Below are 20,029 nucleotides of genomic sequence, written 5' to 3' on the forward strand. Positions count from 1 at the left end.
GGCGTGTCCCTCGACGATGACCGGCCGGCTGGTGTCGAGGACGTGCACGAGCTGGCGCAGTCCATGCCGCACGTGACGGTCGAGTACGGCAGCGGGGACAACCCGGTCTATCAGGTGGGCGGGAAGTCGTTCGTCTTCTTCCGGAACCCTCGCCCGGACGCCGTCGACCCGCAGACCGGGGTGCGCTACCCGGATGTGATCGTCTTCTGGGTCGAGTCGCAGGACGACAAGCAGGCGCTCGTGCAGGACGAGTCGACGCCGTTCTTCACGACGCCGCACTTCAACGGCCATCCGTCGGTGCTGGTGCGGGCGTGCCGGATCGGCGAGCTGACCCGCAAGGAGCTGGCGGAGCTGGTGCAGGACGCGTGGCTGTCCCGCGCCTCGGCTCGCCGGGCGGCCGCCTGGCTCAAGGAGCATCCGCCGGCGAGCGGATGAGGGCGGTTCCGCCGACCCGGGTGGAGATGCCCTCGGCCGTGGTGGTGGCGGTGGCGTGGACGAGGCACGGTCGCCCGGCGGCGTGTCCTTGCAGCACGTCGATCGTGCCCCGCCCGTGAGTGGCGTGGAGGTGGGCGGCGAGGCATCCGCTGCTGTTGGCGTTGACGATGTCCTCGTCGACGCCGATGGCGGGGGCGAACATGCGGGCGTCCGCGGTGTCGCGCTCCGGGGACATCCGGTAGACGAAGCAGCCCAGGTAGCCGTGCCGGCGGCATTCGTCGGCGAGACGACCGAAGTCCGGTCGCAGGGACAGCAGGACCGCCGTGCTGGCCACGGGCACGAGCAGGCGCGGTGTCCCGGGCGACGCGACGACTGGCCTGTCGCCGTCGGCGAGGGCGGGCCCGGCGATGCCGAGGGCGTCGAGGATCCGCCCGAGGCCGGCGGGATCCGTGCGTGGCAGGTCGACGATGCCCTGGTCGAACCACACCTCGATGCCGTCGTCGCGCCGGACGGCGGTCGTGTCGAAGGTGCGTGCCCCGCTCCGCTGGCGCCCGTGGTGGACGGCTGTGCCGCGGCTGTGCAGCAGGAAAGCCTGGGCGGCGATCGTGCCGTGGCCGCAGTTGGTGAGCTCGGCGTTGCTGGTGAAGAACCGGACTGCATCCGTTGCCGGGATCACGAAGGCCGCGTGGGAGGTGCCGGCAGCGCGGACGACGGCCCGGCGCGCGTCGTCGTCGAGGCGGTCGTCATCAAGCAGGACGGCGGTGGGGCTGCCTCCACGTCCCTGGTGGATGCACGCGTCCACGATGGTCACGCCGACGGTCATGCTGTCCGACAATAGCGCCGCTGGCGGCCTGGGCCGGCGCCGGCCGAGCCGGACCAGCGAGGCGTTTCCCGGCGTGGCGCTCCGGGTAGCGGTAGGGCCATGGCTCGAGACGTCCTGCTGCGTGCCGCCGTGCTCGGTGCGTCCGCCGGTGCCCGGAGCGCGACCCCGCTGGCGGCGCTGGCCGGTGACGGCGGCCGGTTCGTGCGCGTCCTGACCGTGCTGGCCGCGGGCGGGGAGCTGGTCGTCGACAAGCTGCCCGGGACGCCGAGCCGGTTGCAGCCGGGGCCCCTCGCCGGCCGGCTGGTGCTGGGCGCCGTCGCCGGTGGCTGGTACGCCCGCCGCCGCGGACGCTCCGTGATCCTGCCGGCGGTGACCGCAGCCGCTGCCGCCGCCGGGTCGAGCTGGGCGGGGGCGCGCTGGCGGTCGGTCGCGGCGCGGCGCGGGCTGGCTGTGCCCGCGGCGCTGGCCGAGGACGGCGTCGCGGTGAGCCTGGCCGCGGTGGCCACCCGCCGGTGAGCCGTTCGGGGCGGTTCCCTCTTTCGTGACTGACCGTCAGGGCTTGGACACGCAAGATCGCGGGTACTGGCCTTGGCCATGACGATCCAGATCGATCGAGCAGCCGTACCGGGCCGCGTCGCCACGCCCGAGACCGGCGACGTGACCGTCGTGGTCGCGACCCGCAACCGGCGGGAGCGGCTGCGGGAGACTCTGCCCCGGCACGCCGCCCCGGTCATTCTCGTGGACAACGGTTCCGACGACGGCGGGCCGGACGAGCATCCCGGCGTCGATGTGGTGCGGCTGGGGGAGAACCGCGGTGCGGCGGCCCGCAACGTGGGGGTCGAGCGGGCGGGGACCAGGTACGTCGCGTTCGCCGACGACGACTCGTACTGGGAACCGGGTTCGCTGGCGGGGGCGGCCGCGCTGCTGGATGCGTACCCTCGGACGGCGTTGATATCCGCGCGCGTGCTGGTCGGGCCCGAGGGGCGGGAGGACCCGATCTCGGCGGCCATGGCCGCCGCGCGGCTCGGTGTGCCCGTCGACGCGCCGGGACCGTCCATTCTGGGCTTTCTGTCCTGCGCCGTCATGGTGCGGCGGGAGGCGTTCCTCGCGGCCGGGGGATTCGAGCCGGCCCTGCACGTGTACGGCGAGGAGGCGCTGCTCGCCATGGACCTGGCCGCCGCGGGGCATCGGCTGGCTTACGCGCCCTCGCTGACCGTGCGGCATCTGCCGTTGCCGGCCGGCCGGAACGTATCCGCCCGCCGCCGCCTCGAGGTGCGTAACCGGGTGCTGACCGCGATGCTGCGCAGGCCGCCGGCCGTCGTGCGGCGTACCGTCGCTGCCGCCTGGCGGGAGGACCGCGCCGGGGTGACCGACGCGGTGAGGATGGCGCCCTGGGTCCTGAGGCAGCGGCGGGCGCTGCCTCAGGACGTCGAGCGCGACCTGGTCACGATCGGCTGCTGATCGGCGCTCACCAGCCGGCCGGCGGGGCCTCGATGTGGACCGCCTTGGTCACGGTCATCTCGTCGAGCAGCTCGGGGCCGTAGCCGAAGCCCTGGCCGCTGCCGCGCCGCGGGTGTGCCGCGCCGCCGGGCGCGCCGCCGAACGCCGCGTTGATCTTCACGGTGCCGGCCGGCAGCTCGCGCCAGGCCTGCTGGGCGTGGGACATCGAGCCGGTCAGGACGGTGGCGGCCAGCCCGTACGGGGAGTCGGCGGCCCGGGTCAGCGCCTCGGTGAACGAGTCGACCACGACCACCGGCGCGACCGGGCCGAACGTCTCCTCGCGGACCACCGGCATGTCGTCGGTGCAGTCGGCCAGGACGGTCGGCGGGTAGTGCGCGCCCGGCCCGTCCGGCACGGTGCCGCCGGTCAGGACCCGCGCGCCGGCCTCCACCGCCGCGCTGACCTGGGCGTGCACGGCCTCGCGCAGGCGGGTGTCGACCAGAGGGCCGATGTCGGCGGCCCACGTGCCGGCCTCCGCGGTCAGCGCCTCGAGGAACGGCTCGGCCACGTCTCGGTGCACGTAGACGCGCTCGACCGCTACGCAGATCTGGCCCGAGTTCGCGAACGCCCCGAGCGCCGTCTGCTGCGCCGCCCACGCCGGGTCCACATCGGCGTCGACGATGAGCGGGTCGCTGCCACCGTTCTCCAGCAGGGCCTTGGCCCCGGTACGCGCACACGCCGCAGCGATCGCCCGGCCGGTCGCGGTCGAGCCGACGTGGGCGACCACGTCCACGTCCGCCTCGGCCAGCGCGGCACCCACCGGGGCGTCGCCGCTGAGCAGCGACAGCACGGCGGTGGGGAAATGCGGGGCGAGGATCTGCGCGAGCCGCCAGCCGGTCGCCGGGGTGCGCTCGCTCGGCTTGTAGACCACGGTGTTGCCGGTGACCAGGGCGGCGCCGAGCAGGCCGCACGAGACCGCGACCGGGTCGTTCCACGGCGTGATGGCGGCGACGACGCCGCGGGGGGCGTACGCCATCAGGTCGATCGCCTCGTCGTTGCCCGCCAGGCTGCGCCCACGGTGCGTCGGGCCGAGCTCGGCGTACTGCCGCAGCGTGCCGACGCCCGCGCCGATCGAGTCCCTCGCCCCGCCCACGGGCTTGCCCATCTCCGCGTTCATGATCTCGGCGAGCTCGTCCGCCGCCGCCTCGACCGCGTTCGCCGCCGCGTGCAGCGCCGCGGCACGCGCCGCCGGTGCGGTACGCGCCCAGCCGGGCGCCGCGGCCCGCGCCGCTTTCACGGCCGCCGCCACGTCCGATTCGGACGCCACCGCGACGGTCGTGACCGGCTGCCCGTCGGCAGGGTTCAAAACGGTCAATTGACGCGTGCCGCTGCCGGGTCCCCACGTGCCATCGATGAGCTGTTCCACGTCATGCATGCGGGCCGGTTGCCCTTCGCTCGCGGTTCCAAACCTGGGCGGCGTGCCTATCAGTGCAGGTCACGACGCAACTAAAGAAGTTTCTAAGAAGTCGATGATCATGCGAGTAAACAAGGTGAGCCCGGGTATCCGCCGCCCCATGCGAGTCCTGGGAATCAACGCGATCTTCCACGATCCGGCTGCCGCCCTGATCGTCGACGGTCAGGTAGTCGCCGCCGCGGAGGAGGAGCGCTTCAGCCGGCGCAAGCACGGCAAGCGCCCCGTGCCGTTCTCGGCCTGGGAGCTGCCGGAGCTCTCCGCCGCCTGGTGCCTGGAGGAGGCCGGCCTGAAGCCCGGCGACCTCGACGCCGTCGCCTACTCCTTCGATCCGGGGATGACGCGTGATGCCGCCGACCTCGGCCTGAACGACCCATGGGACTACCTGCGCGTGGACTACGCCCGCCGGGCGCCGCAGTTCCTCGCCGGCGCGCTGCCGGGGCTCGACCCCGAGCAGGTGCGCTTCGTGCCGCACCACGTCGCCCACGCCGCCTCCGCCGGACTCTCCGTTCCCGAGGACAGCGCCGTGCTGGTGCTCGACGGTCGTGGCGAGGTCGCCAGCCACCTCGCCGGCGTCTACCGCGACGGGCAGCTCACCACCCTCGCGAGCCAGCAGCTGCCGCACTCGCTGGGCCTGCTCTACGAGGACCTGACCCGGCACCTCGGCTTCATGCACTCCTCGGACGAGTACAAGGTGATGGCGCTGGCGTCGTACGGCCGGCCGAAGTACCTCGACCTGTTCCGCGAGTGGGTGCACGCCAACGAGGATGGTGGCTTCACCGTCGAGCGCATCGACTGGTCGGCGCTGACCAAGGCGCGGACGGCGGAGGGCGAGATGACCGACGCCCACGCCGACCTCGCCTCGAGCGTGCAGGTCCGCCTCGAGGAGGTCCTGCTCGACCTGGCCCGGTGGACGTACGAGGCGTCCGGCGGCGTCAAGACGCTGACCATGGCCGGCGGCACGGCGCTGAACTGTGTGGCCAACGCCCGGATCGCCGCCGAGGGGCCGTTCGACCGGGTGTGGGTGCAGCCCGCGGCCGGTGACTCCGGCACCGCGCTGGGCGCCGCCCTGTCGGTCGCCCGCCAGGGTGGGACGATCGCCCCGTTCGCGGGCGCCGATCTCGGTCGTGGGTGGAGCGACGAGGAGCTCGAGGCCGAGCTGAAGCGGGCCGCCCTGCCGTACACGCGGCCGCAGTCCATCGCCGCGGAAGCCGCCCGCGTCCTGGCCGACAACGGCATCGTCGCCTGGTACCAGGGCCGCAGCGAGTACGGCCCGCGCGCACTGGGCCACCGCTCGCTGCTCGCCCACCCGGGCGACGCCGACACCCAGACGCGGATGAACAACGTGAAGGGCCGCGAGCAGTTCCGCCCGATCGCGCCGATGGTCCGCGCCGAGCGCTTCGCCGACATCTTCGAGGGCGTCTACCCGAGCCCGTACATGCTGTTCGTGCACAAGGTGAAGGCGGAGTGGAAGGACCGCATCCCGGCGGTCACCCACGTCGACGGCACCGCCCGGGTGCAGACCGTGCACACCGAGACCGAGCCGGTGGTCGCCGAGATGCTCGCCGAGTTCGAGCGCCTCACCGGCCTCCCGGTGGTGGTGAACACCTCGCTGAACACCGCCGGACGGCCCATGGTGGACACTCCGCGTGAGGCGATGGAGCTGTTCGGCTCGGCCCCGGTCGACCTGCTCGCCCTCGGGCCCTTCGCGGTTCACCGCGCGTCGGCGTTCGGGAACGGTCGATGAGCGGCATATCCGTGGTGATCCCCACGCTCGGCCGGCCCAGCCTCACGGCTCTGCTCACCGCGCTGGCGGCGGGCGGCCCGGCACCGGGGCCGGTCGAGCTGCTGCTCGTCGACGACCGGCCGGCGGCCACCGATGAGCTGCCGGTGCCGCCGGGCGTCGACGTGAAGGTGCTCACCGGCCGCGCCGCCGGTCCGGCCGCGGCCCGCAATGTCGGGTGGCAGGCGGCCAGCCACGAGTGGGTGGCCTTTCTGGACGACGACGTGCTGCCCGACCCGGACTGGCTGTCGCGGCTTAACGACGATCTCGCCGCCGCGGGCCCGCAGGCCGGGGGAGTGCAGGGCAACCTGCGCGTACCGCTGCCGGACGACCGCCGCCCGACGGACTGGGAGCGGGTGACGGCCGCGCTGGCCGACGGCGCGTGGATCACCGCCGACATGGCGTACCGGCGATCCGCCCTGCTCGCCACCGGCGGCTTCGACGAGCGCCTGCCGCGGGCGTTCCGGGAGGACGCCGAGCTCGCCCACCGGGTCCGGCTCGCCGGCTTCGACCTGGTCAAGGGAGGACGGACGGTCACCCATCCGGTGCGTCCGGAGAACCGCTGGGTCAGCGTACGGACCCAGCGCGGCAACGCCGACGACGCGCTCCTGCGGCACCTGTACGGCCGGGACTGGCGCGCGCGCCTCGAGATCCCGCCCGGGCGCCGCCCCCGGCACGTGGCGGTGACCGCCGCGGGGGCTCTCGCCGCGGCGCTCACCGTCACGGCAGCGCTCACCCGGCGCGGGTCCCTGGCCACTGCTGCCGGTGTGGCGGCCGCGCTGTGGGCCGCCGGCACCGCCGAGTTCACGGTCGCCCGCGTCAAGCCCGGCCCCCGGGACGCCCGTGAGGTCACCACCATGGTGCTGACCAGCGCGGCCATCCCGCCGGTGGCGACCGCCCACTGGCTGCGGGGCTGGTTGAGGTGGCGTGGGGCGCGCCCGCTGGAGCCGCAACGGTGAGCGGGCTGTACGACGCCGTCCTCTTCGACCGCGACGGCACGCTGGTCGTCGACGTGCCGTACAACGGCGACCCGGCCCTCGTGCGGCCGATGCCCGGCGCCCGCGAGGCGCTCGACCGGCTGCGCGCCGCCGGGCTGCGGCTCGGCGTGGTGACCAACCAGTCCGGGCTGGCCCGGGGCCGGTTCACCGCCGAGCAGATGCACGCGGTACACGCCCGCATCGAGGAGCTGCTCGGTCCCTTCGACACCTGGCAGTTCTGCCCGCACGATGACACGGCCGGCTGCCGGTGCCGCAAGCCCGCCCCCGGACTCGTCGAGGATGCCGCCACCGCCCTCGGCACGGTGCCGCAGCGCTGCGTCGTCGTCGGCGACATCGGCCGCGACATGGTCGCCGCCGCGGCGGCCGGCGCCACCGGCATCATCGTCCCCACCGACGTCACGCTCGCCCCGGAGGTCGCGGCCGCGCCCGCCGCCGCCACGGATCTCCCCGGTGCCGCTGACCTGATCCTGCAGCGGCAGGCGCTGGTCACCCCGGCGGACGTCCGCGGCCGGGCCGGCACCGTGCTGGTCGTGCGGTCGGACTCCGCCGGCGACGTGCTGCTGACCGGGCCCGGCATCCGCGCGGTCGCGGCGGGCGCCGAGCGGGTGGTGCTGCTCTGCGGGCCGCGTGGGCGGGCCGCCGCCGAGCTGCTGCCCGGCGTCGACGAGATCGTCGAGGCGCGGCTGCCGTGGATCGACCCGCAACCGTCGCCCGTGGACGCCGCCTTCGTCGACGACCTGACCGCCCGGCTGGCCGCCACCGGCGCCGACGAGGCCGTCATCTTCACCTCGTTCCACCAGTCGGCGCTCCCGCTGGCCCTGCTGCTGCGCGCCGCCGGGGTCGGCCGGATCACGGCGATCAGCGACGACTACCCCGGATCGCTGCTCGACGTGCGGCACCGCGTACCGGTGGGGGTGCCGGAAGCGGAACGGGCCCGCTCTGTCGCCGCCGCCGCGGGTTTCGCCCTGCCGGACACCGACGACGGCGGCCTGCGGGTCGCGCTCGGGCCGATCCGGGCCGGCCAGTACGTCGTCGTCCACCCCGGCGCGTCGGTCGAGGCCCGGTCCTGCCCGCCCGAGACCATGCGGGCGGTCGTGGCCGCCCTCGCCGCCGAGGGCCACGAGGTCCTGGTCACCGGTGGTCCCGACGAGCGCGAGCTGGCCGCCTTCGTGGCCGGCGGCGAGGCCACCGACGTGGGCCCGACCAGCATGGGCGACCTCGCCCGCCTGCTCGCCGGGGCGGCCTGCGTCGTGGTCGCCAACACCGGCCCCGCCCACCTCGCCGCCGCGGTCGGCACCCCGGTCGTCAGCCTTTACGCCCCGACCGTCCCCTTCGGGCAGTGGGGGCCCTACCGGGTACCGCACGTGCGCCTGGGCGACGCCGGGGCGCCGTGCCGCGACACCCGGGCCACCCGCTGTCCCGTGCCGGGGCACCCCTGCCTGTCCTCGATCCGGCCCGCCGACGTCCTCGCCGCCCTGCGGCTGCTCGGCGTGCCGTCCCCCGCGAAGCGAACGGAAGAGGTAGCCGCGTGAACATCCTCCTCTGGCACGTGCACGGCTCCTGGACGACGTCGTTCGTCCAGGGCAAGCACCGCTACCTCGTCCCGGTCAACGCCGGGCGTGACGAATGGGGCCGCGGCCGCGCCCGCACCTTCGACTGGCCGGAGACCGTCGAGGAGGTCGACGTCGGCGCGCTGCGCCCGGGCGACATCGACGTGATCGTCCTGCAGCGCCCCGACGAGCTGGAGCGCGTCGCCCACCTGCCCGCACCGAAGATCTACGTCGAGCACAACACCCCCAAGGGCGACGTCCCGAACTCGCGGCACCCGATGGCCGACCGCGACGACCTGGTCATCGCGCACGTCACCCACTTCAACGAGCTGTTCTGGGACACCGGCGGCACCCGCACCACGGTGATCGAGCACGGCATCGTCGAACCGGCCGCCCGCTGGACCGGCGAGCTCGAACGGTTCGCGGTCGTCACCAACGAGCCCGTACGGCGCAACCGGGTCACCGGCACCGACCTGATGCCGCGGTTCGCGGCGGTCGCCCCGCTCGACGTGTACGGGATGGGCGTCGCCGGACTGGAGCTCGAGCGGGTCACCGCGTACGACGACCCGCCGCAGGCCCGGATGCACGAGGAGATCGCGCGGCGGCGGGCGTACCTGCACCTGTGCCGGTGGACGTCGCTCGGGCTGAGCCTCATCGAGGCCATGCAGATCGGCATGCCGGTGCTCGCCCTGGCCACCACGGAGGCGATCGCCGCCGTTCCCCCCGACGCCGGTGTGCTCTCCACCCGTGTCGACACCCTGGCCGAAGCGGCGCAGTGGCTGATCGACGAGCCGGACGCGGCCCGCCGGCTCGGCGCGCGCGCCCGTCAGGTCGCCCTGGCCCGCTACGGACTCGACCGCTTCCTCGCGGACTGGGACCGACTGTTGGAAGAGGAAACATGCGCATCGCGATGATCTCCGAGCACGCCAGCCCCCTGTCCGCCCTCGGCGGGGTCGACGCCGGCGGCCAGAACGCGCACGTCGCCGAGCTCTCCGCGGCGCTCGCCGGGCAGGGCCACGAGGTCCGCGTCTACACCCGCCGCGACGACCCCGACCTGCCGCAGGTCGTGGCGGCCGACGGCTTCGAGGTCGTGCACGTTCCCGCCGGACCGGCGATGACGCTGGCCAAGGACGACCTGCTGCCGTACATGGGGGACTTCGCCGAGTGGACCGCCCAGGACTGGCGCACCACCTGGCTGCCCGACGTGGTCCACGCCCACTTCTGGATGAGCGGCCTGGCCGCGGTCACCGCCGCCCGCAGCAGCGACGTGCCGGTGGTGCTCACCTATCACGCGCTCGGCTCGGTCAAGCGCCGCCACCAGGGCGCCAACGACACCAGCCCGGAGCACCGCGTCGCGTACGAGCGCCAGCTGGGCCGGGTCGCCGACAAGGTCGTCGTGCAGTGCCAGGACGAGATCCGCGAGCTGCTGATGATGGGTGTCCCGAGGAGCCAGATGGCCCTGGTGCCCTCCGGCGTCAACACGGACCTGTTCCGCCCGGACGGCCCGGCCGAGCCGCGCGACACCCGGCCGCGCATCCTCACCGTCGGCCGGCTCGTGGAGCGCAAGGGATACGAGGACCTGATCCGCGCCCTGCCCTCGGTGCCCGGCGCCGAGCTGGTCATCGTCGGCGGCCCGCCCGACGGCCGGCTCGACGACGACCCGTACGCCCGCCGCCTGCGCGCCCTCGCCGAGCACTGCCGCGTCGGCGACCGGGTGCGGCTGGCCGGCGCGGTCGCCTCGGCCGACATGCCGCGCTGGTACCGCTCGGCGGACGTGCTCGCCGCCGCGCCCTGGTACGAGCCGTTCGGGCTCACCCCGCTGGAGGCGATGGCGTGCGGCGTACCGGTGGTCGGCACCGCCGTGGGCGGCCTCACCGACACGGTCGTCGACGGCGTCACCGGCGACCTCGTCCCGGCCCGCGACCCGCGCGGGCTCGGCGTGGCGCTGCGCCGGCTGCTCGGCGACGACATGCGCCGCGTCTCGTACGCGGCGGCGGCGGCCGACCGGGCCGCGCACTCGTACTCGTGGCGGCGCATCGCCACCCGGCTGGCCGCGGTCTACGCCACGGTCGCCGGCCGCACCTTGACCACCACGGAGTCCCCCCGAGAGGCGGTTGTGTGATGGATCCGTTGGACACCCACGTGCGCGGCATGGCGGCCGCGCTGGGGCCGTACCGGGCGGTGGCGTCCGGGCGGCTCGCCCGCTGGGGCGCCCAGCTCGCGCACCACCTCGGCACCGGCGGGCGGCTGCTGGTCGCGGGCAACGGCGGCAGCGCCGCCGAGGCGCAGCACCTGGCCGCCGAGCTCGTCGGGCGGCTGCGCGACGAGCGGATGCCGCTGTCGGCGATCGCGCTGACCCCGGACTCCTCGACGGTCACCGCGATCAGCAACGACTACGGCTACGACGAGGTCTTCGCCCGCCAGGTGCGGGCACACGGCCGCCCCGGCGACGTGCTCATGCTGATGTCGACGAGCGGCCGCAGCCCCAACCTGGTCCAGGCGGCGCACGCCGCCCGGGAGCTGGGCGTCCGCACGTGGGCCCTGGTCGGCAACGGCCCGAGCCCGCTCGCGGAGGCCTGCGACGAGGCGCTGTGCTGCCCGTCCGACGACTCCCAGGTCGTCCAGGAGCTGCACCTCATCTCGGTGCACGTGATGTGCGAGTACCTCGACCTGGCCCTGCCGGTGGTGCTGGGAAAAGCGGCGGCCGGCCGGCGCGAGGCGGTGCTGGTCTCATGAGCCGTCCGCTGCTGGTGGTCGTCGGCGACACCCTCCTCGACCGCGACGTCGAGGGCGCCGTCAACCGGGTCGCGCCGGACGCGCCGGCGCCGGTGCTCGACGAGCGGTCCGTCATCGACCGGCCCGGCGGTGCGGGTCTCGCCGCCCTGCTGGCCGCGGGTCAGGACCACGACGTCGCGCTGGTCACCGCGCTGGCCGACGACCCCGCCGCGGCCCGGCTGAGCGAGCTGCTCACGGCCGCGGGCATCCAGGTGTACGCGCTACCGCTGCCCGGCGCGACCCCGGAGAAGATCCGGCTGCGCGCCGGCGGCCAGGTCCTGGTCCGCCTGGACCGCGGAGGCGACCCGGTGCCGCCCGGCGCCGCGCCCGACGCGGCGCTGGACGTGCTGCGCGCCGCCACCGCGATCCTGGTCAGCGACTACGGGCGCGGTGTGGCCCGGCACCCGGAGCTGCGCCGGGCCCTCGAGCAGGCGAAGGCCCCGATCGTCTGGGACCCGCACCCGAACGGTCCCGCGCCGGTGCCGAACGCGCGGCTCGTCACGCCGAACCAGGCGGAGGTCCGCAAGCTCACCGGCGACGCCGGTGCCGGGTCGATGCTCAGCACCGTGCAGCGCGCCGGGCACCAGCTGCGGCAACGCTGGCGGGCGGGCGCGGTGGTGGTCACCGTCGGCGCGGCCGGGGCGGTGCTGTGCCACAACGGGCCGACGCCGCTGGTCGTACCGGCACCGCAGGAGGCCGACGGGGACACCTGCGGGGCGGGGGACCGGTTCGCCGCCACCGCCGCCCTGGCTCTGGCCCGCGGCGCGCTGGTGTCGGAGGCGGTCCAGGAGGCCGTCGCCGCGGCGACCGCGTACGTCGCCGCGGGCGGGGTCACCGCCGCTCTGGCGCCGGGGGGGCACGCGGAGGAGCCGGAGCGGATCGGCGCCGCCGACGCCGGCAAGCTCGTGGCCGACGTCCGGGCGCGCGGCGGCACGGTCGTGGCGACCGGTGGCTGCTTCGACCTGCTCCACATCGGACATCTCGCCACCCTGCAGGCCGCGCGCAAGCTCGGCGACTGCCTCATCGTGTGCCTGAACTCCGACAGCAGCGTCTCCGCCCTCAAGGGTCCCGACCGGCCGCTCACGCGGCAGGCCGACCGGGCCCGGCTGATCGCCGCCCTCGACTGTGTCGACGCGGTCGTGATCTTCGACGAGCCGACGCCCGAGGCGGTGCTGACCTGGCTGCGCCCGGATGTCTGGGTCAAGGGCGGCGACTACGCCGACGGCGGCCCGGACCTGCCCGAGGCCGAGCTGATGAAGCGCTGGGGCGGGCAGACCGTGATCGTCCCCTATCTCGACGGCCGTTCCACCACCAAGACCATCGCCGCGGCCCAGGCCGCCGCATCCAGGAGGTAAGCATGGACGCAGTCATCGTCACCGGCGGTTCCAGCGGGCTCGGCGCGGCCGTCGTCGACGCCGTCGTGAAGGCCGGTGGGCGCCCGTTGGTCATCGACCGGCAGCCGCCGCGGGACGGCATCGAGTGGGTCGAGTGCGACCTGGCCGACACCCGCGCCGCGGAGGCGGCCACCCGGGAGCTCATCGAGCGCGCCGGCGGCAGCGTCGACGGCGTGGTCACGGCCGCCGGCATGGACGTGCCCGGCGCCCTCGCCGACATCCCGGGCGAGACCTGGGACCGCATCGTCACCATCGACCTGCTCTCCACCGCCGCGGTCATCCGGGCGGCGATCCCGGCGCTGAAGCAGTCGCACGGCGGGGTGGTGACCATCGCGTCCACGCTGGGCATCAAGGCGGTCAGCGACGCGACCGCGTACTGCGCCGCGAAGTTCGGGGTCGTGGGCTTCACCCGGGCGCTGTCGGCCGAGCTCGCCGGGCAGGTCAACGTCACCCTGGTGATCCCGGGTGGCATGCGGACCAAGTTCTTCGACGACCGCGACGAGCAGTACAAGCCGGGGCCGGACGCGATCCTCAACGACCCGGCCAATGTGGCGAACGCGGTCATGTTCGCGCTCAGCCAGCCCGCCGGCTGCGCGGTGCGCGAGCTGGTCATCGCCGCCGAGCAGGAGACGTCGTACCCGTGATCCTGGTGCTGCGCGCCCTCGGCGTGGGCGACCTCGCCGCGGGCGTGCCCGCGCTGCGGGCGGTCCGGGCCGCCTTCCCGGCCCGGACCCTCGCGCTGGTCGCGCCCGCCTGGCTGACGCCGCTGATCGACCTGGTCGGCGGCGTCGACCGCGTCGTGACCGCCGACGGGCTCGGCGCGCCGCTGCCCGCGCTGCCGCAGGTCGAGGTCGCCGTCAACCTGCACGGCAGCGGGCCCGAGTCGCACCGGCTGCTGCAGGCCGTGGAGCCCGCGAAACTGTGGGCGTTTGCGAGCCCGGAGGCGGGGCATCTCGACGGTCCGACCTGGGCCGAGGAGGAACACGAGGTGCGACGCTGGTGCCGGCTGCTGCGCCACTACGGCGTGCCCGCCGATCCGACCGATCTGTCCCTGGCGGTGCCGGACGCCGACGTGCCGCACCGCGCGACCATCGTGCACCCCGGCGCCAAGTCGCCCTCGCGGCGCTGGCCTCCCGAGCGGTACGCCGCCGTCGCGAAACGCCTGGCGGCGGCCGGGCACCGGGTGGTGGTGACCGGATCGGCCGCGGAGCTCCAGATCGCGCAGCGGGTCGCCGACCTGGCCGGGCTGGGCCCCGACGCCGTCGCGCGGACGGGCCTGGGCGAGCTCGCCGGGCTGGTCGCCCACGCCCGGCTGCTGGTCAGCGGGGACACCGGCATCGCGCACCTGGCCACGGCCTACCGGACGCCGTCGGTCGTGCTGTTCGGCCCGATGCCGCCGCGACGCTGGGGGCCGCCGGCGGACCGCCCGTACCATCGCGCCATCTGGCACGGCACCCGGGCCGAGCGCGGCGACCTGCCGGGCCCGGAGATCCACCCGGCGCTGCTCGCCGTGGGCGTCGACGAGGTGCTGGAGGCGGCGGCCGAGGTGGAACGTCATGCGGTTACGGCGTAGCGACCTGAGCAAGCCGGGCTTCGGGCGCCGGCGCAGCGGCAAGGGGTTCGCCTACCTGGGCACCGACGGCAAGCCGCTCAAGGACGAGGACGCGGTGACCCGGATCAGGGAGCTCGTCATCCCGCCGGCGTGGACCGACGTCTGGATCAGCACCGACGAGCGCGGGCACATCCAGGCCACCGGGGTCGACGCCGCCGGGCGCAAGCAGTACGTCTACCACCCGCAGTGGCGCACGGCCCGCGACGAGAAGAAGTTCGACCACGCGCTGGAGGTCGCCGAGCGGCTGCCGGAGATCCGCTCGCGGCTCTGCACCGACCTCAGCGGGCGCGGCCTCACCCGCGACCGGGTCCTCGCCGCGATCACCCGCCTGCTCGACATGGGCATGTTCCGCGTCGGCAGCGACCAGTACGCCCAGCGCGAGGAGGACCCGTCGTTCGGCCTGTCCACCCTGCGCCCGGAGCACGTCCGCACCCGTGGCCGCTGCGTGGTGCTCGAGTTCGTCGGCAAGTCGGGCAAGGAGCACGCCAACCCGGTCGAGGACGGCGAGGTGTGCCAGGTGCTGCGCGACCTGCGCCGGCGTCGCAAGGGCGAGGACCGGCTGTTCGCGTACTGGGACGGCAAGGCGCGGCGGTGGCGGGAGATCCGCGCCGACGACGTCAACGAGTATCTGCGCGAGATCAGCGGCCACGAGATGAGCGCCAAGGACTTCCGCACGTGGCACGGCACGGTGAAGGCGGCCGAGGAGCTGGCCGAGGCGGGACCGCAGAAGAGCGAGACGGCGCGCAAGAAAGCCGTGTCGCACGCCATGAAGGAGGTGGCCGAGCTGCTCGGCAACACCCCGGCGGTGGCGCGCAGCTCGTACGTCGACCCGCGGGTCGTCGAGGCGTACGAGAAGGGCGAGACGGTGGAGGAGCCCACCGAGGAAGCGGTCCTGGACCTGCTCACGGATTGACCGGCCGCCGCGGCGGGAACTGATGGGCGCATGCCCGCACGAGAGAATCTGCCCAGCACCATCCGGCGGTCGCCGCGCAAGGCCCAGGACACGTACGCCGCGACCCTGGACAGCGCGACCGAACAGTACGGCGACGGCGAACGCGCGCACCGCACGGCGTTGTCCGCCCTCAAGCACTCCTTCGAGAAGGTCGGCGACCACTGGGAGCCCAAGGAGCGCCGCGGCCCCAGCGACGCCCAGGCGGCCGGCGGCGTGGACACCGACCGCCCGACCGCCGGCGGGGTCGACGCCAACGCGAGCAAGAAGCACCTTCTGGAGGTGGCCCGGCGCCTCGACGTCACGGGCCGGTCGCGGATGACCAAGGCCGAGCTGGTGAGCGCGATCGAGAAGGCGAACGCGGCGGCGAGTCGCAGGTCACTGGTGGCCGAGCGGCGCGACTGACCATATCTGGGATAGTCTCCCAGATGTGAGAGAAGCGCTCGACGACAGGCTGGCCGCCCGGCTCGCCGGACTGCGCGTGCAGCACGGCTGGTCGCTGGACGACCTGGCCGCCCGCACGGGCGTGAGCCGGTCCACGCTGTCCCGCCTCGAACGTGGCGAGATCAGCCCGACCGCGTCGCTGCTGGGCAAGCTGTGCACCGCGTACGGGTGGACGATGTCGCGCCTGCTGGCCGACGTCGAGTCCGCCCCACCCGCCGTCGTCCGCGCCGGGGACCAGGCGGTGTGGCGCGACGACGCCACGGGCTTCACCCGGCGGACCGTGTCGCCGCCGCACGCCGGCCTGCGCGGCGAGATGATCGAGGCGGTGCTGGAACCCGGGGCCGACGTCGCGTACGACGCGCCCGGCGTACCCGGCCTGGAGCAGCACGTATGGGTCCTGGCCGGCACGCTCGCGCTCACCGACGGCGGGACGACACACGAGCTGCACCCCGGTGACTGCCTGCGGTTCCGCCTCTGGGGCGCGACCCGCTTCCGCAACACCGGCACCGACGAGGTCCGCTACGCCGTGGTCATGGTGCAGCCATGATCGAGCGGCTGACCCCCGAGACCTTCGCCGCGGCGCTGCCCGGCCTCGCAGAACTGCTCGTCGACGCGGTGCGCGGCGGCGCCTCGATCGGCTTCCTGGCCGGCTTCGACCACGACCAGGCCACCGCGTGGTGGCACGACCGGGCCGCGGCCGTCGCCGACGAGACCCTGGCGGTCTGGACCGTCACCGGCCCGGACGGTCCCGCGGGCACGATCAGCCTCGCCTACGCCGACAAGCCCAACGCGCGCCACCGCGCCGAGGTCGTGAAGCTGGCCGTGCACCGCGACCACCGGGGCAAGGGTCTCGGGCGCCGGCTCCTCGCCACCGCCGAGCAGGCGGCCGCCGCCTCCGGGATCACCATGCTGCTGCTGGACACCGAGACCGACAGCGCCGCCGACCGCCTCTACCGCTCGGCGGGCTGGCTGCGATACGGCATCGTCCCCGACTACGCCGCCGGCCCGACCGGCGAGCTGCGCCCCTGCAGCTTCTACTACAAGCCGATTTCCCTTGAGCCGGGCGCCCGGGCGGCCGATGGGGGAGCGTGCCTTCCACCCAGCTCCTGATCGACTTCGGCGAGGTCGTCAGCGTCGCGCAGCCCGCGGCCGACGTCGCCGCGATGGCCGCCGCCGCGGGGATGCCCCTGATCGAGTTCACCGCCCGCTACTGGGCCCACCGGCCCGGCTACGACCGCGGCCGTCGTGCCCGCGACTACTGGCGTGACGTCCTGGGCGCGGGCCCCGGCGCCGTCCTGCTGCACCGCCTCGTCGAGCTCGACGTGGCCAGCTGGCTGCATCTGAACCCGGACACGCTGCGGATGCTGGAGGTCGTGCGTGCTGCGGGCGTACCGGTGTCATTGTTGTCGAACGCGCCGCGGGAGCTCGCCCGCGAGCTGGACCGGCACCCCGCCCTGCGGTCCTTCGCCCGCCGCCTGTTCAGCGCCGACCTGGGCCTGACCAAGCCGGACCCGGCCGCCTTCACCGCGGCCCTCGGCGTCCTCGGCGCCCACCCCGGCGACGTCGTCTTCGTCGACGACCGCGCCGAGAACGTCGCGGTCGCGGCAGAGCTCGGCCTGAGAGCACGCAGGTTCACGGGTACGCCGGAAAGCCTCGCCCTCGTCGCCGACGCCCTGATCCCCGCCCGCGTCTGAGGGCGTCAGAGGCCGGCCTGACGCCGTACAGCGTCCGCGACCAGGCGCACCGCGTCGGCCGCCGGCCCGGGGCGGTGGGCGAGAACCAGCCGGCGCAACTCCTGGGACTCGCCTCGGACAGCGACGGTGCGAACATCCTGCGACAGCAGACGCACCGCCACGGGCGGGATCGCGGTGACCGCCGAGCCCGCGGCCACCAGCCGGAGCTTGGCCCACCAGTCCCGGACGACGTAGCGCACGTCGGGTCGTCCGGGAAGGCCGGGCCACACGCCGGGCAGCGCCTCGCCGGTGTCCGCGCGGCCGGCGACCCAGATCTGGCCGGCCAGCTCCTCCACGGCCACGGCGGCGCGCGACGCGAACGGGTGGCCGGCTCCGACGCACAGGAGCAGTTCCCGTTCGGCCAGCGTGATCAGTGGCAGCGCGGGCGTCTCGCCGTCCAGTGGCCGGAACGGCGGTGCCTGAGCGAGAACGGCGAGGTCGAGCGTCCCGGCGCGCAGTGCCCGGGTCAGCGTGGGAGTGCTGCCCTCCCGTACCGACACCACCAGATCCGTGGGCAGCGACGCCAGGACGCCGGGCAGCAGCGCTGCCACCGCCGTAGGGAAGGCCCCGACGCGCACCGGCCCTGAGGTCACCGGGGTGCCGGTCAGGTCCGCGGCGGCGGCATCGAGCTCGTCCAGGATCCGGATCGCCCGAGTGAGCAGCGTCGAGCCGGCCGCGGTCAGCGCCACACCGTCACGCCGGCGCTCGAACAACGGCCGGCCGGCGGCCGTCTCCAGCGCGGCGGCCTGCCGGGACACCGCCGACTGGGTATAGCCCAGCGCGCGGGCGGCAGCCGTGAAAGATCCGCGCTGGGACACCTCCCGCAGCACCCGCAGACCGCTCGGTGAAAGGTCACCAGCCATGCGAACCTCGCATACCACGTGTGCATCATTGTCGATTCACGCATGCTAGTCCCCCGCGTAGCGTGCCCGTTGTGAATGCTGCACGCACCGCCCTCGTCACCGGGGCCAACCAGGGTCTGGGCCGCGCGCTCGCCGCGGGTCTGGCCTCCGGCATGTCTCCCGCCGACCGGGTCCTTCTCGCCGGCCGCCGCCCGGAAGCCGTCGACGCGGCCGCGGCCGAGCTCACTGCCGCCGCGCCCGGCGGCGCGCGCATCGAACCGTGCGTCCTCGACGTCCGCGACGCGGAATCCATCGACGCGCTGGCCGCCCGCCTCGGCGCCGTCGACATCGTCTTCTCCAACGCCGCCGCGCGGATGAGCCCGGACGTCGACCCGGCCGACCAGGTCGACGCCGTGGCCGAGACGAACAACCTGGCCACGACCCGCATCCTGCGCGCCTTCGCCCCGCGGTTGCGCCCGGGAGGACGGCTCATGGTGGTCGCCAGCGCGCTCGGCACCCTGGACAAGCTCGACGACCGCGCCCGCCCCCGGTTCGCGGCCGCCGCCGCAACCACCCTCGACGCCGTGGACGACCTCGTCACCGACTGGCGCGCCGCCGTCCACGCCGGCCACGCCGTTGCGCAGGGATACGGCACCTGGCTCAACATCCCGTCCAAGGTCGCCCAGGTCGCCGCCGTACGCGCCCTCGCCCTGCAGCGTCGCCGCACCGACCTGGCGCGGGGCACGCTCATCGCCGCGCTCTGCCCCGGCCTGATCGACACGGCCGCCTCCCGGCCCTGGTTCGCGGACATGAGCCCCGCGCAGACACCGGCCGAGGCAGCGGCCTGGCCGGTTCAGCTGGCACTCGGGCCCACGGCCCCGGAGGCCCTGGCGACGTACTACGGCGAGCTCGTCCAGTTCGGCATGGTCATTCCGTGGGGGACCGGCATCCCCGTACCGCGCTGAGCACCTCCGGGCGCGGTGGTCGCCGCCTGCGTCCGGCGGTCGTCCGGTTACATTCCCCCGATGGACGTCTTCGGTTCGGTGGCCGACCTGTACGAGACCGCGCGACCCGGCTATCCACCCGGCATCGCCGACGAGATCGTGGCCTTCCACGGCGGCACGCCGGCGTCCATGGTGGAGATCGGCGCCGGCACGGGCAAGGGAACCGAGGTGCTCGCCCGGATCGGCGCGCCCCTGACGTGTCTCGAGCCCGATCCGCAGATGGCGGCGCGGCTGGCCTCGCGATTCCCGGACGTGCGCATCGACGCCGTCACCTTCGAACGCTGGTCGCCGCCTCCGGACGGGACCGGCGTGGTGGCCTGCGCCATGGCCTGGCACTGGCTGGATCCGGTGACGCGCAACACCCGCGCCCGGCGGGCACTCGCGCCCGGCGGCACGCTGGCGGTCTTCGGGCACCGCTACGACTACGCCGACCCCGGTCAACGGGAGGCGATCCGCTGCGCGCTGGACGCCATCGACGCCACCGCACGGGAGCGGCCCGCCGACTGGTTCCACGAGGACATCGTCGACAGCGGGCAGTTCACCGACGTCCGCAAGAAGGTCTTCCGGCGCGACCTGTTCCTCGACAAGGAGAGCTATCTCGGCCTGGTCAGCACCTTCGGGCCGTTCCTGACCAGGACGCCGGAGCAGCGACAGCGTGGGCTGAGCACCCTCGGCCGGCTCGTCGACGACTTCGGCGGCACCGTCGTTCTCGACCTGCGCACCACGCTGGTGCTCGGCCGGCATGAGTGACCCCCACGGCGTGGCCGGGTTCCGCT

Annotated in this window: 22 protein-coding genes; 19 read left to right on the forward strand and 3 right to left on the reverse strand. The window is 74.6% G+C overall.

All coding sequences use genetic code 11. The annotated features are described in order from the left end of the window. Positions 1-3: 3 nt before the first annotated feature. Positions 4-435 (forward strand): MmcQ/YjbR family DNA-binding protein, encoded by a 432-nt coding sequence (locus AB0J80_RS24425; RefSeq protein WP_364708930.1) that lies wholly within the window; start codon positions 4-6, stop codon positions 433-435. On the opposite strand, the gene AB0J80_RS24430 is transcribed toward AB0J80_RS24425, so the two are convergent. Further along, entirely contained in the window at positions 407-1,258 is an 852-nt protein-coding gene (locus AB0J80_RS24430; protein ID WP_364708933.1) for a PhzF family phenazine biosynthesis isomerase, read from the reverse strand. The genes AB0J80_RS24425 and AB0J80_RS24430 overlap by 29 nt on opposite strands. Before the next feature lie 99 nt (positions 1,259-1,357). Between AB0J80_RS24430 and AB0J80_RS24435 the strand changes: the two genes are divergently transcribed. Both AB0J80_RS24435 and AB0J80_RS24440 read left to right on the forward strand, forming a co-directional pair. Further along, a complete protein-coding gene (locus tag AB0J80_RS24435) occupies positions 1,358-1,774 on the forward strand; it encodes a hypothetical protein (RefSeq protein WP_364708936.1) in 417 nt (138 codons plus the stop codon). Positions 1,775-1,852: 78 nt separating this feature from the next. Then, positions 1,853-2,719 carry a glycosyltransferase gene (locus tag AB0J80_RS24440; RefSeq protein WP_364708939.1) on the forward strand — a complete coding sequence of 289 codons (867 nt, stop codon included), beginning with the start codon at positions 1,853-1,855 and terminating at the stop codon, positions 2,717-2,719. A 7-nt stretch (positions 2,720-2,726) separates the two neighbouring features. Here the strand turns inward: AB0J80_RS24440 and AB0J80_RS24445 are convergent, their stop codons facing one another. Then, positions 2,727-4,133 (reverse strand): aldehyde dehydrogenase family protein, encoded by a 1,407-nt coding sequence (locus tag AB0J80_RS24445; RefSeq protein ID WP_364708942.1) that lies wholly within the window; start codon positions 4,131-4,133, stop codon positions 2,727-2,729. A 139-nt stretch (positions 4,134-4,272) separates the two neighbouring features. Here AB0J80_RS24445 and AB0J80_RS24450 point away from each other — a divergent pair, with 139 nt between their 5' ends. The 14 genes from AB0J80_RS24450 to AB0J80_RS24515 are packed head-to-tail and all read left to right on the forward strand — an operon-like array spanning position 4,273 to position 17,368. Next, positions 4,273-5,916, forward strand: coding sequence for a carbamoyltransferase C-terminal domain-containing protein (locus AB0J80_RS24450; RefSeq protein WP_364708945.1), 1,644 nt, complete (start codon positions 4,273-4,275; stop codon positions 5,914-5,916). Next, the gene (locus AB0J80_RS24455) at positions 5,913-6,911 is read left to right on the forward strand and encodes a glycosyltransferase (protein WP_364708948.1); all 999 of its coding nucleotides are present in this window, start codon (positions 5,913-5,915) and stop codon (positions 6,909-6,911) included. Before AB0J80_RS24450 ends, AB0J80_RS24455 begins: the two co-directional genes overlap by 4 nt. Next, entirely contained in the window at positions 6,908-8,482 is a 1,575-nt protein-coding gene (locus AB0J80_RS24460) for an HAD-IIIA family hydrolase (protein WP_364708951.1), read from the forward strand. The genes AB0J80_RS24455 and AB0J80_RS24460 overlap by 4 nt, the downstream gene beginning before the upstream one ends. Continuing rightward, complete coding sequence (locus AB0J80_RS24465) at positions 8,479-9,414, forward strand: glycosyltransferase (RefSeq protein ID WP_364708954.1); 936 nt, start codon at positions 8,479-8,481, stop codon at positions 9,412-9,414. The genes AB0J80_RS24460 and AB0J80_RS24465 overlap by 4 nt, the downstream gene beginning before the upstream one ends. Beyond that, positions 9,399-10,622: a glycosyltransferase gene (locus tag AB0J80_RS24470; protein ID WP_364708957.1), complete on the forward strand. Its 1,224-nt coding sequence runs from the start codon at positions 9,399-9,401 to the stop codon at positions 10,620-10,622. The genes AB0J80_RS24465 and AB0J80_RS24470 overlap by 16 nt, the downstream gene beginning before the upstream one ends. Continuing rightward, positions 10,622-11,236: an SIS domain-containing protein gene (locus AB0J80_RS24475; protein WP_364708959.1), complete on the forward strand. Its 615-nt coding sequence runs from the start codon at positions 10,622-10,624 to the stop codon at positions 11,234-11,236. Before AB0J80_RS24470 ends, AB0J80_RS24475 begins: the two co-directional genes overlap by 1 nt. Next, positions 11,233-12,630 (forward strand): PfkB family carbohydrate kinase, encoded by a 1,398-nt coding sequence (locus tag AB0J80_RS24480; RefSeq protein ID WP_364708962.1) that lies wholly within the window; start codon positions 11,233-11,235, stop codon positions 12,628-12,630. The genes AB0J80_RS24475 and AB0J80_RS24480 overlap by 4 nt, the downstream gene beginning before the upstream one ends. Before the next feature lie 2 nt (positions 12,631-12,632). Then, positions 12,633-13,313 (forward strand): SDR family oxidoreductase, encoded by a 681-nt coding sequence (locus AB0J80_RS24485; RefSeq protein WP_364708965.1) that lies wholly within the window; start codon positions 12,633-12,635, stop codon positions 13,311-13,313. After that, the gene (locus AB0J80_RS24490; RefSeq protein ID WP_364708968.1) at positions 13,310-14,242 is read left to right on the forward strand and encodes a glycosyltransferase family 9 protein; all 933 of its coding nucleotides are present in this window, start codon (positions 13,310-13,312) and stop codon (positions 14,240-14,242) included. Before AB0J80_RS24485 ends, AB0J80_RS24490 begins: the two co-directional genes overlap by 4 nt. After that, positions 14,226-15,194 (forward strand): DNA topoisomerase IB, encoded by a 969-nt coding sequence (locus AB0J80_RS24495; RefSeq protein WP_364708971.1) that lies wholly within the window; start codon positions 14,226-14,228, stop codon positions 15,192-15,194. The genes AB0J80_RS24490 and AB0J80_RS24495 overlap by 17 nt, the downstream gene beginning before the upstream one ends. A 30-nt stretch (positions 15,195-15,224) precedes the next feature. Continuing rightward, positions 15,225-15,635: a ChaB family protein gene (locus AB0J80_RS24500; RefSeq protein WP_364708973.1), complete on the forward strand. Its 411-nt coding sequence runs from the start codon at positions 15,225-15,227 to the stop codon at positions 15,633-15,635. Positions 15,636-15,660: 25 nt separating this feature from the next. Next, positions 15,661-16,221: an XRE family transcriptional regulator gene (locus AB0J80_RS24505; RefSeq protein ID WP_364708976.1), complete on the forward strand. Its 561-nt coding sequence runs from the start codon at positions 15,661-15,663 to the stop codon at positions 16,219-16,221. Continuing rightward, positions 16,218-16,784 carry a GNAT family N-acetyltransferase gene (locus AB0J80_RS24510; protein ID WP_364708979.1) on the forward strand — a complete coding sequence of 189 codons (567 nt, stop codon included), beginning with the start codon at positions 16,218-16,220 and terminating at the stop codon, positions 16,782-16,784. Before AB0J80_RS24505 ends, AB0J80_RS24510 begins: the two co-directional genes overlap by 4 nt. After that, positions 16,763-17,368 (forward strand): HAD-IA family hydrolase, encoded by a 606-nt coding sequence (locus tag AB0J80_RS24515; RefSeq protein WP_364708981.1) that lies wholly within the window; start codon positions 16,763-16,765, stop codon positions 17,366-17,368. Before AB0J80_RS24510 ends, AB0J80_RS24515 begins: the two co-directional genes overlap by 22 nt. Before the next feature lie 5 nt (positions 17,369-17,373). On the opposite strand, the gene AB0J80_RS24520 is transcribed toward AB0J80_RS24515, so the two are convergent. Further along, the gene (locus AB0J80_RS24520) at positions 17,374-18,270 is read right to left on the reverse strand and encodes a LysR family transcriptional regulator (RefSeq protein ID WP_364708984.1); all 897 of its coding nucleotides are present in this window, start codon (positions 18,268-18,270) and stop codon (positions 17,374-17,376) included. 71 nt (positions 18,271-18,341) lie between these two features. On the opposite strand from AB0J80_RS24520, the gene AB0J80_RS24525 reads away from it, so the two are divergent. Next, complete coding sequence (locus AB0J80_RS24525) at positions 18,342-19,214, forward strand: SDR family NAD(P)-dependent oxidoreductase (protein ID WP_364708986.1); 873 nt, start codon at positions 18,342-18,344, stop codon at positions 19,212-19,214. Between the two features lie 60 nt (positions 19,215-19,274). Next, a complete protein-coding gene (locus tag AB0J80_RS24530) occupies positions 19,275-20,003 on the forward strand; it encodes a methyltransferase domain-containing protein (RefSeq protein WP_364708988.1) in 729 nt (242 codons plus the stop codon). The last annotated feature ends 26 nt before the right edge of the window (positions 20,004-20,029 follow it).

Origin of the sequence: Actinoplanes sp. NPDC049548, from assembly GCF_040676695.1 — a bacterium.
Lineage (GTDB): Bacteria > Actinomycetota > Actinomycetes > Mycobacteriales > Micromonosporaceae > Actinoplanes.

Excerpts from the sequence above, each read along its gene's own strand:
- AB0J80_RS24430 (WP_364708933.1), bottom strand. The coding sequence starts at position 1,258 with ATGACCGTCGGCGTGACCATCGTGGACGCGTGCATCCACCAGGGACGT.
- AB0J80_RS24435 (WP_364708936.1), top strand. The coding sequence starts at position 1,358 with ATGGCTCGAGACGTCCTGCTGCGTGCCGCCGTGCTCGGTGCGTCCGCC.
- AB0J80_RS24440 (WP_364708939.1), top strand. The coding sequence starts at position 1,853 with ATGACGATCCAGATCGATCGAGCAGCCGTACCGGGCCGCGTCGCCACG.
- AB0J80_RS24445 (WP_364708942.1), bottom strand. The coding sequence starts at position 4,133 with ATGCATGACGTGGAACAGCTCATCGATGGCACGTGGGGACCCGGCAGC.
- AB0J80_RS24450 (WP_364708945.1), top strand. The coding sequence starts at position 4,273 with ATGCGAGTCCTGGGAATCAACGCGATCTTCCACGATCCGGCTGCCGCC.
- AB0J80_RS24455 (WP_364708948.1), top strand. The coding sequence starts at position 5,913 with ATGAGCGGCATATCCGTGGTGATCCCCACGCTCGGCCGGCCCAGCCTC.
- AB0J80_RS24470 (WP_364708957.1), top strand. The coding sequence starts at position 9,399 with ATGCGCATCGCGATGATCTCCGAGCACGCCAGCCCCCTGTCCGCCCTC.
- AB0J80_RS24475 (WP_364708959.1), top strand. The coding sequence starts at position 10,622 with ATGGATCCGTTGGACACCCACGTGCGCGGCATGGCGGCCGCGCTGGGG.
- AB0J80_RS24480 (WP_364708962.1), top strand. The coding sequence starts at position 11,233 with ATGAGCCGTCCGCTGCTGGTGGTCGTCGGCGACACCCTCCTCGACCGC.
- AB0J80_RS24485 (WP_364708965.1), top strand. The coding sequence starts at position 12,633 with ATGGACGCAGTCATCGTCACCGGCGGTTCCAGCGGGCTCGGCGCGGCC.
- AB0J80_RS24495 (WP_364708971.1), top strand. The coding sequence starts at position 14,226 with ATGCGGTTACGGCGTAGCGACCTGAGCAAGCCGGGCTTCGGGCGCCGG.
- AB0J80_RS24500 (WP_364708973.1), top strand. The coding sequence starts at position 15,225 with ATGCCCGCACGAGAGAATCTGCCCAGCACCATCCGGCGGTCGCCGCGC.
- AB0J80_RS24510 (WP_364708979.1), top strand. The coding sequence starts at position 16,218 with ATGATCGAGCGGCTGACCCCCGAGACCTTCGCCGCGGCGCTGCCCGGC.
- AB0J80_RS24520 (WP_364708984.1), bottom strand. The coding sequence starts at position 18,270 with ATGGCTGGTGACCTTTCACCGAGCGGTCTGCGGGTGCTGCGGGAGGTG.
- AB0J80_RS24530 (WP_364708988.1), top strand. The coding sequence starts at position 19,275 with ATGGACGTCTTCGGTTCGGTGGCCGACCTGTACGAGACCGCGCGACCC.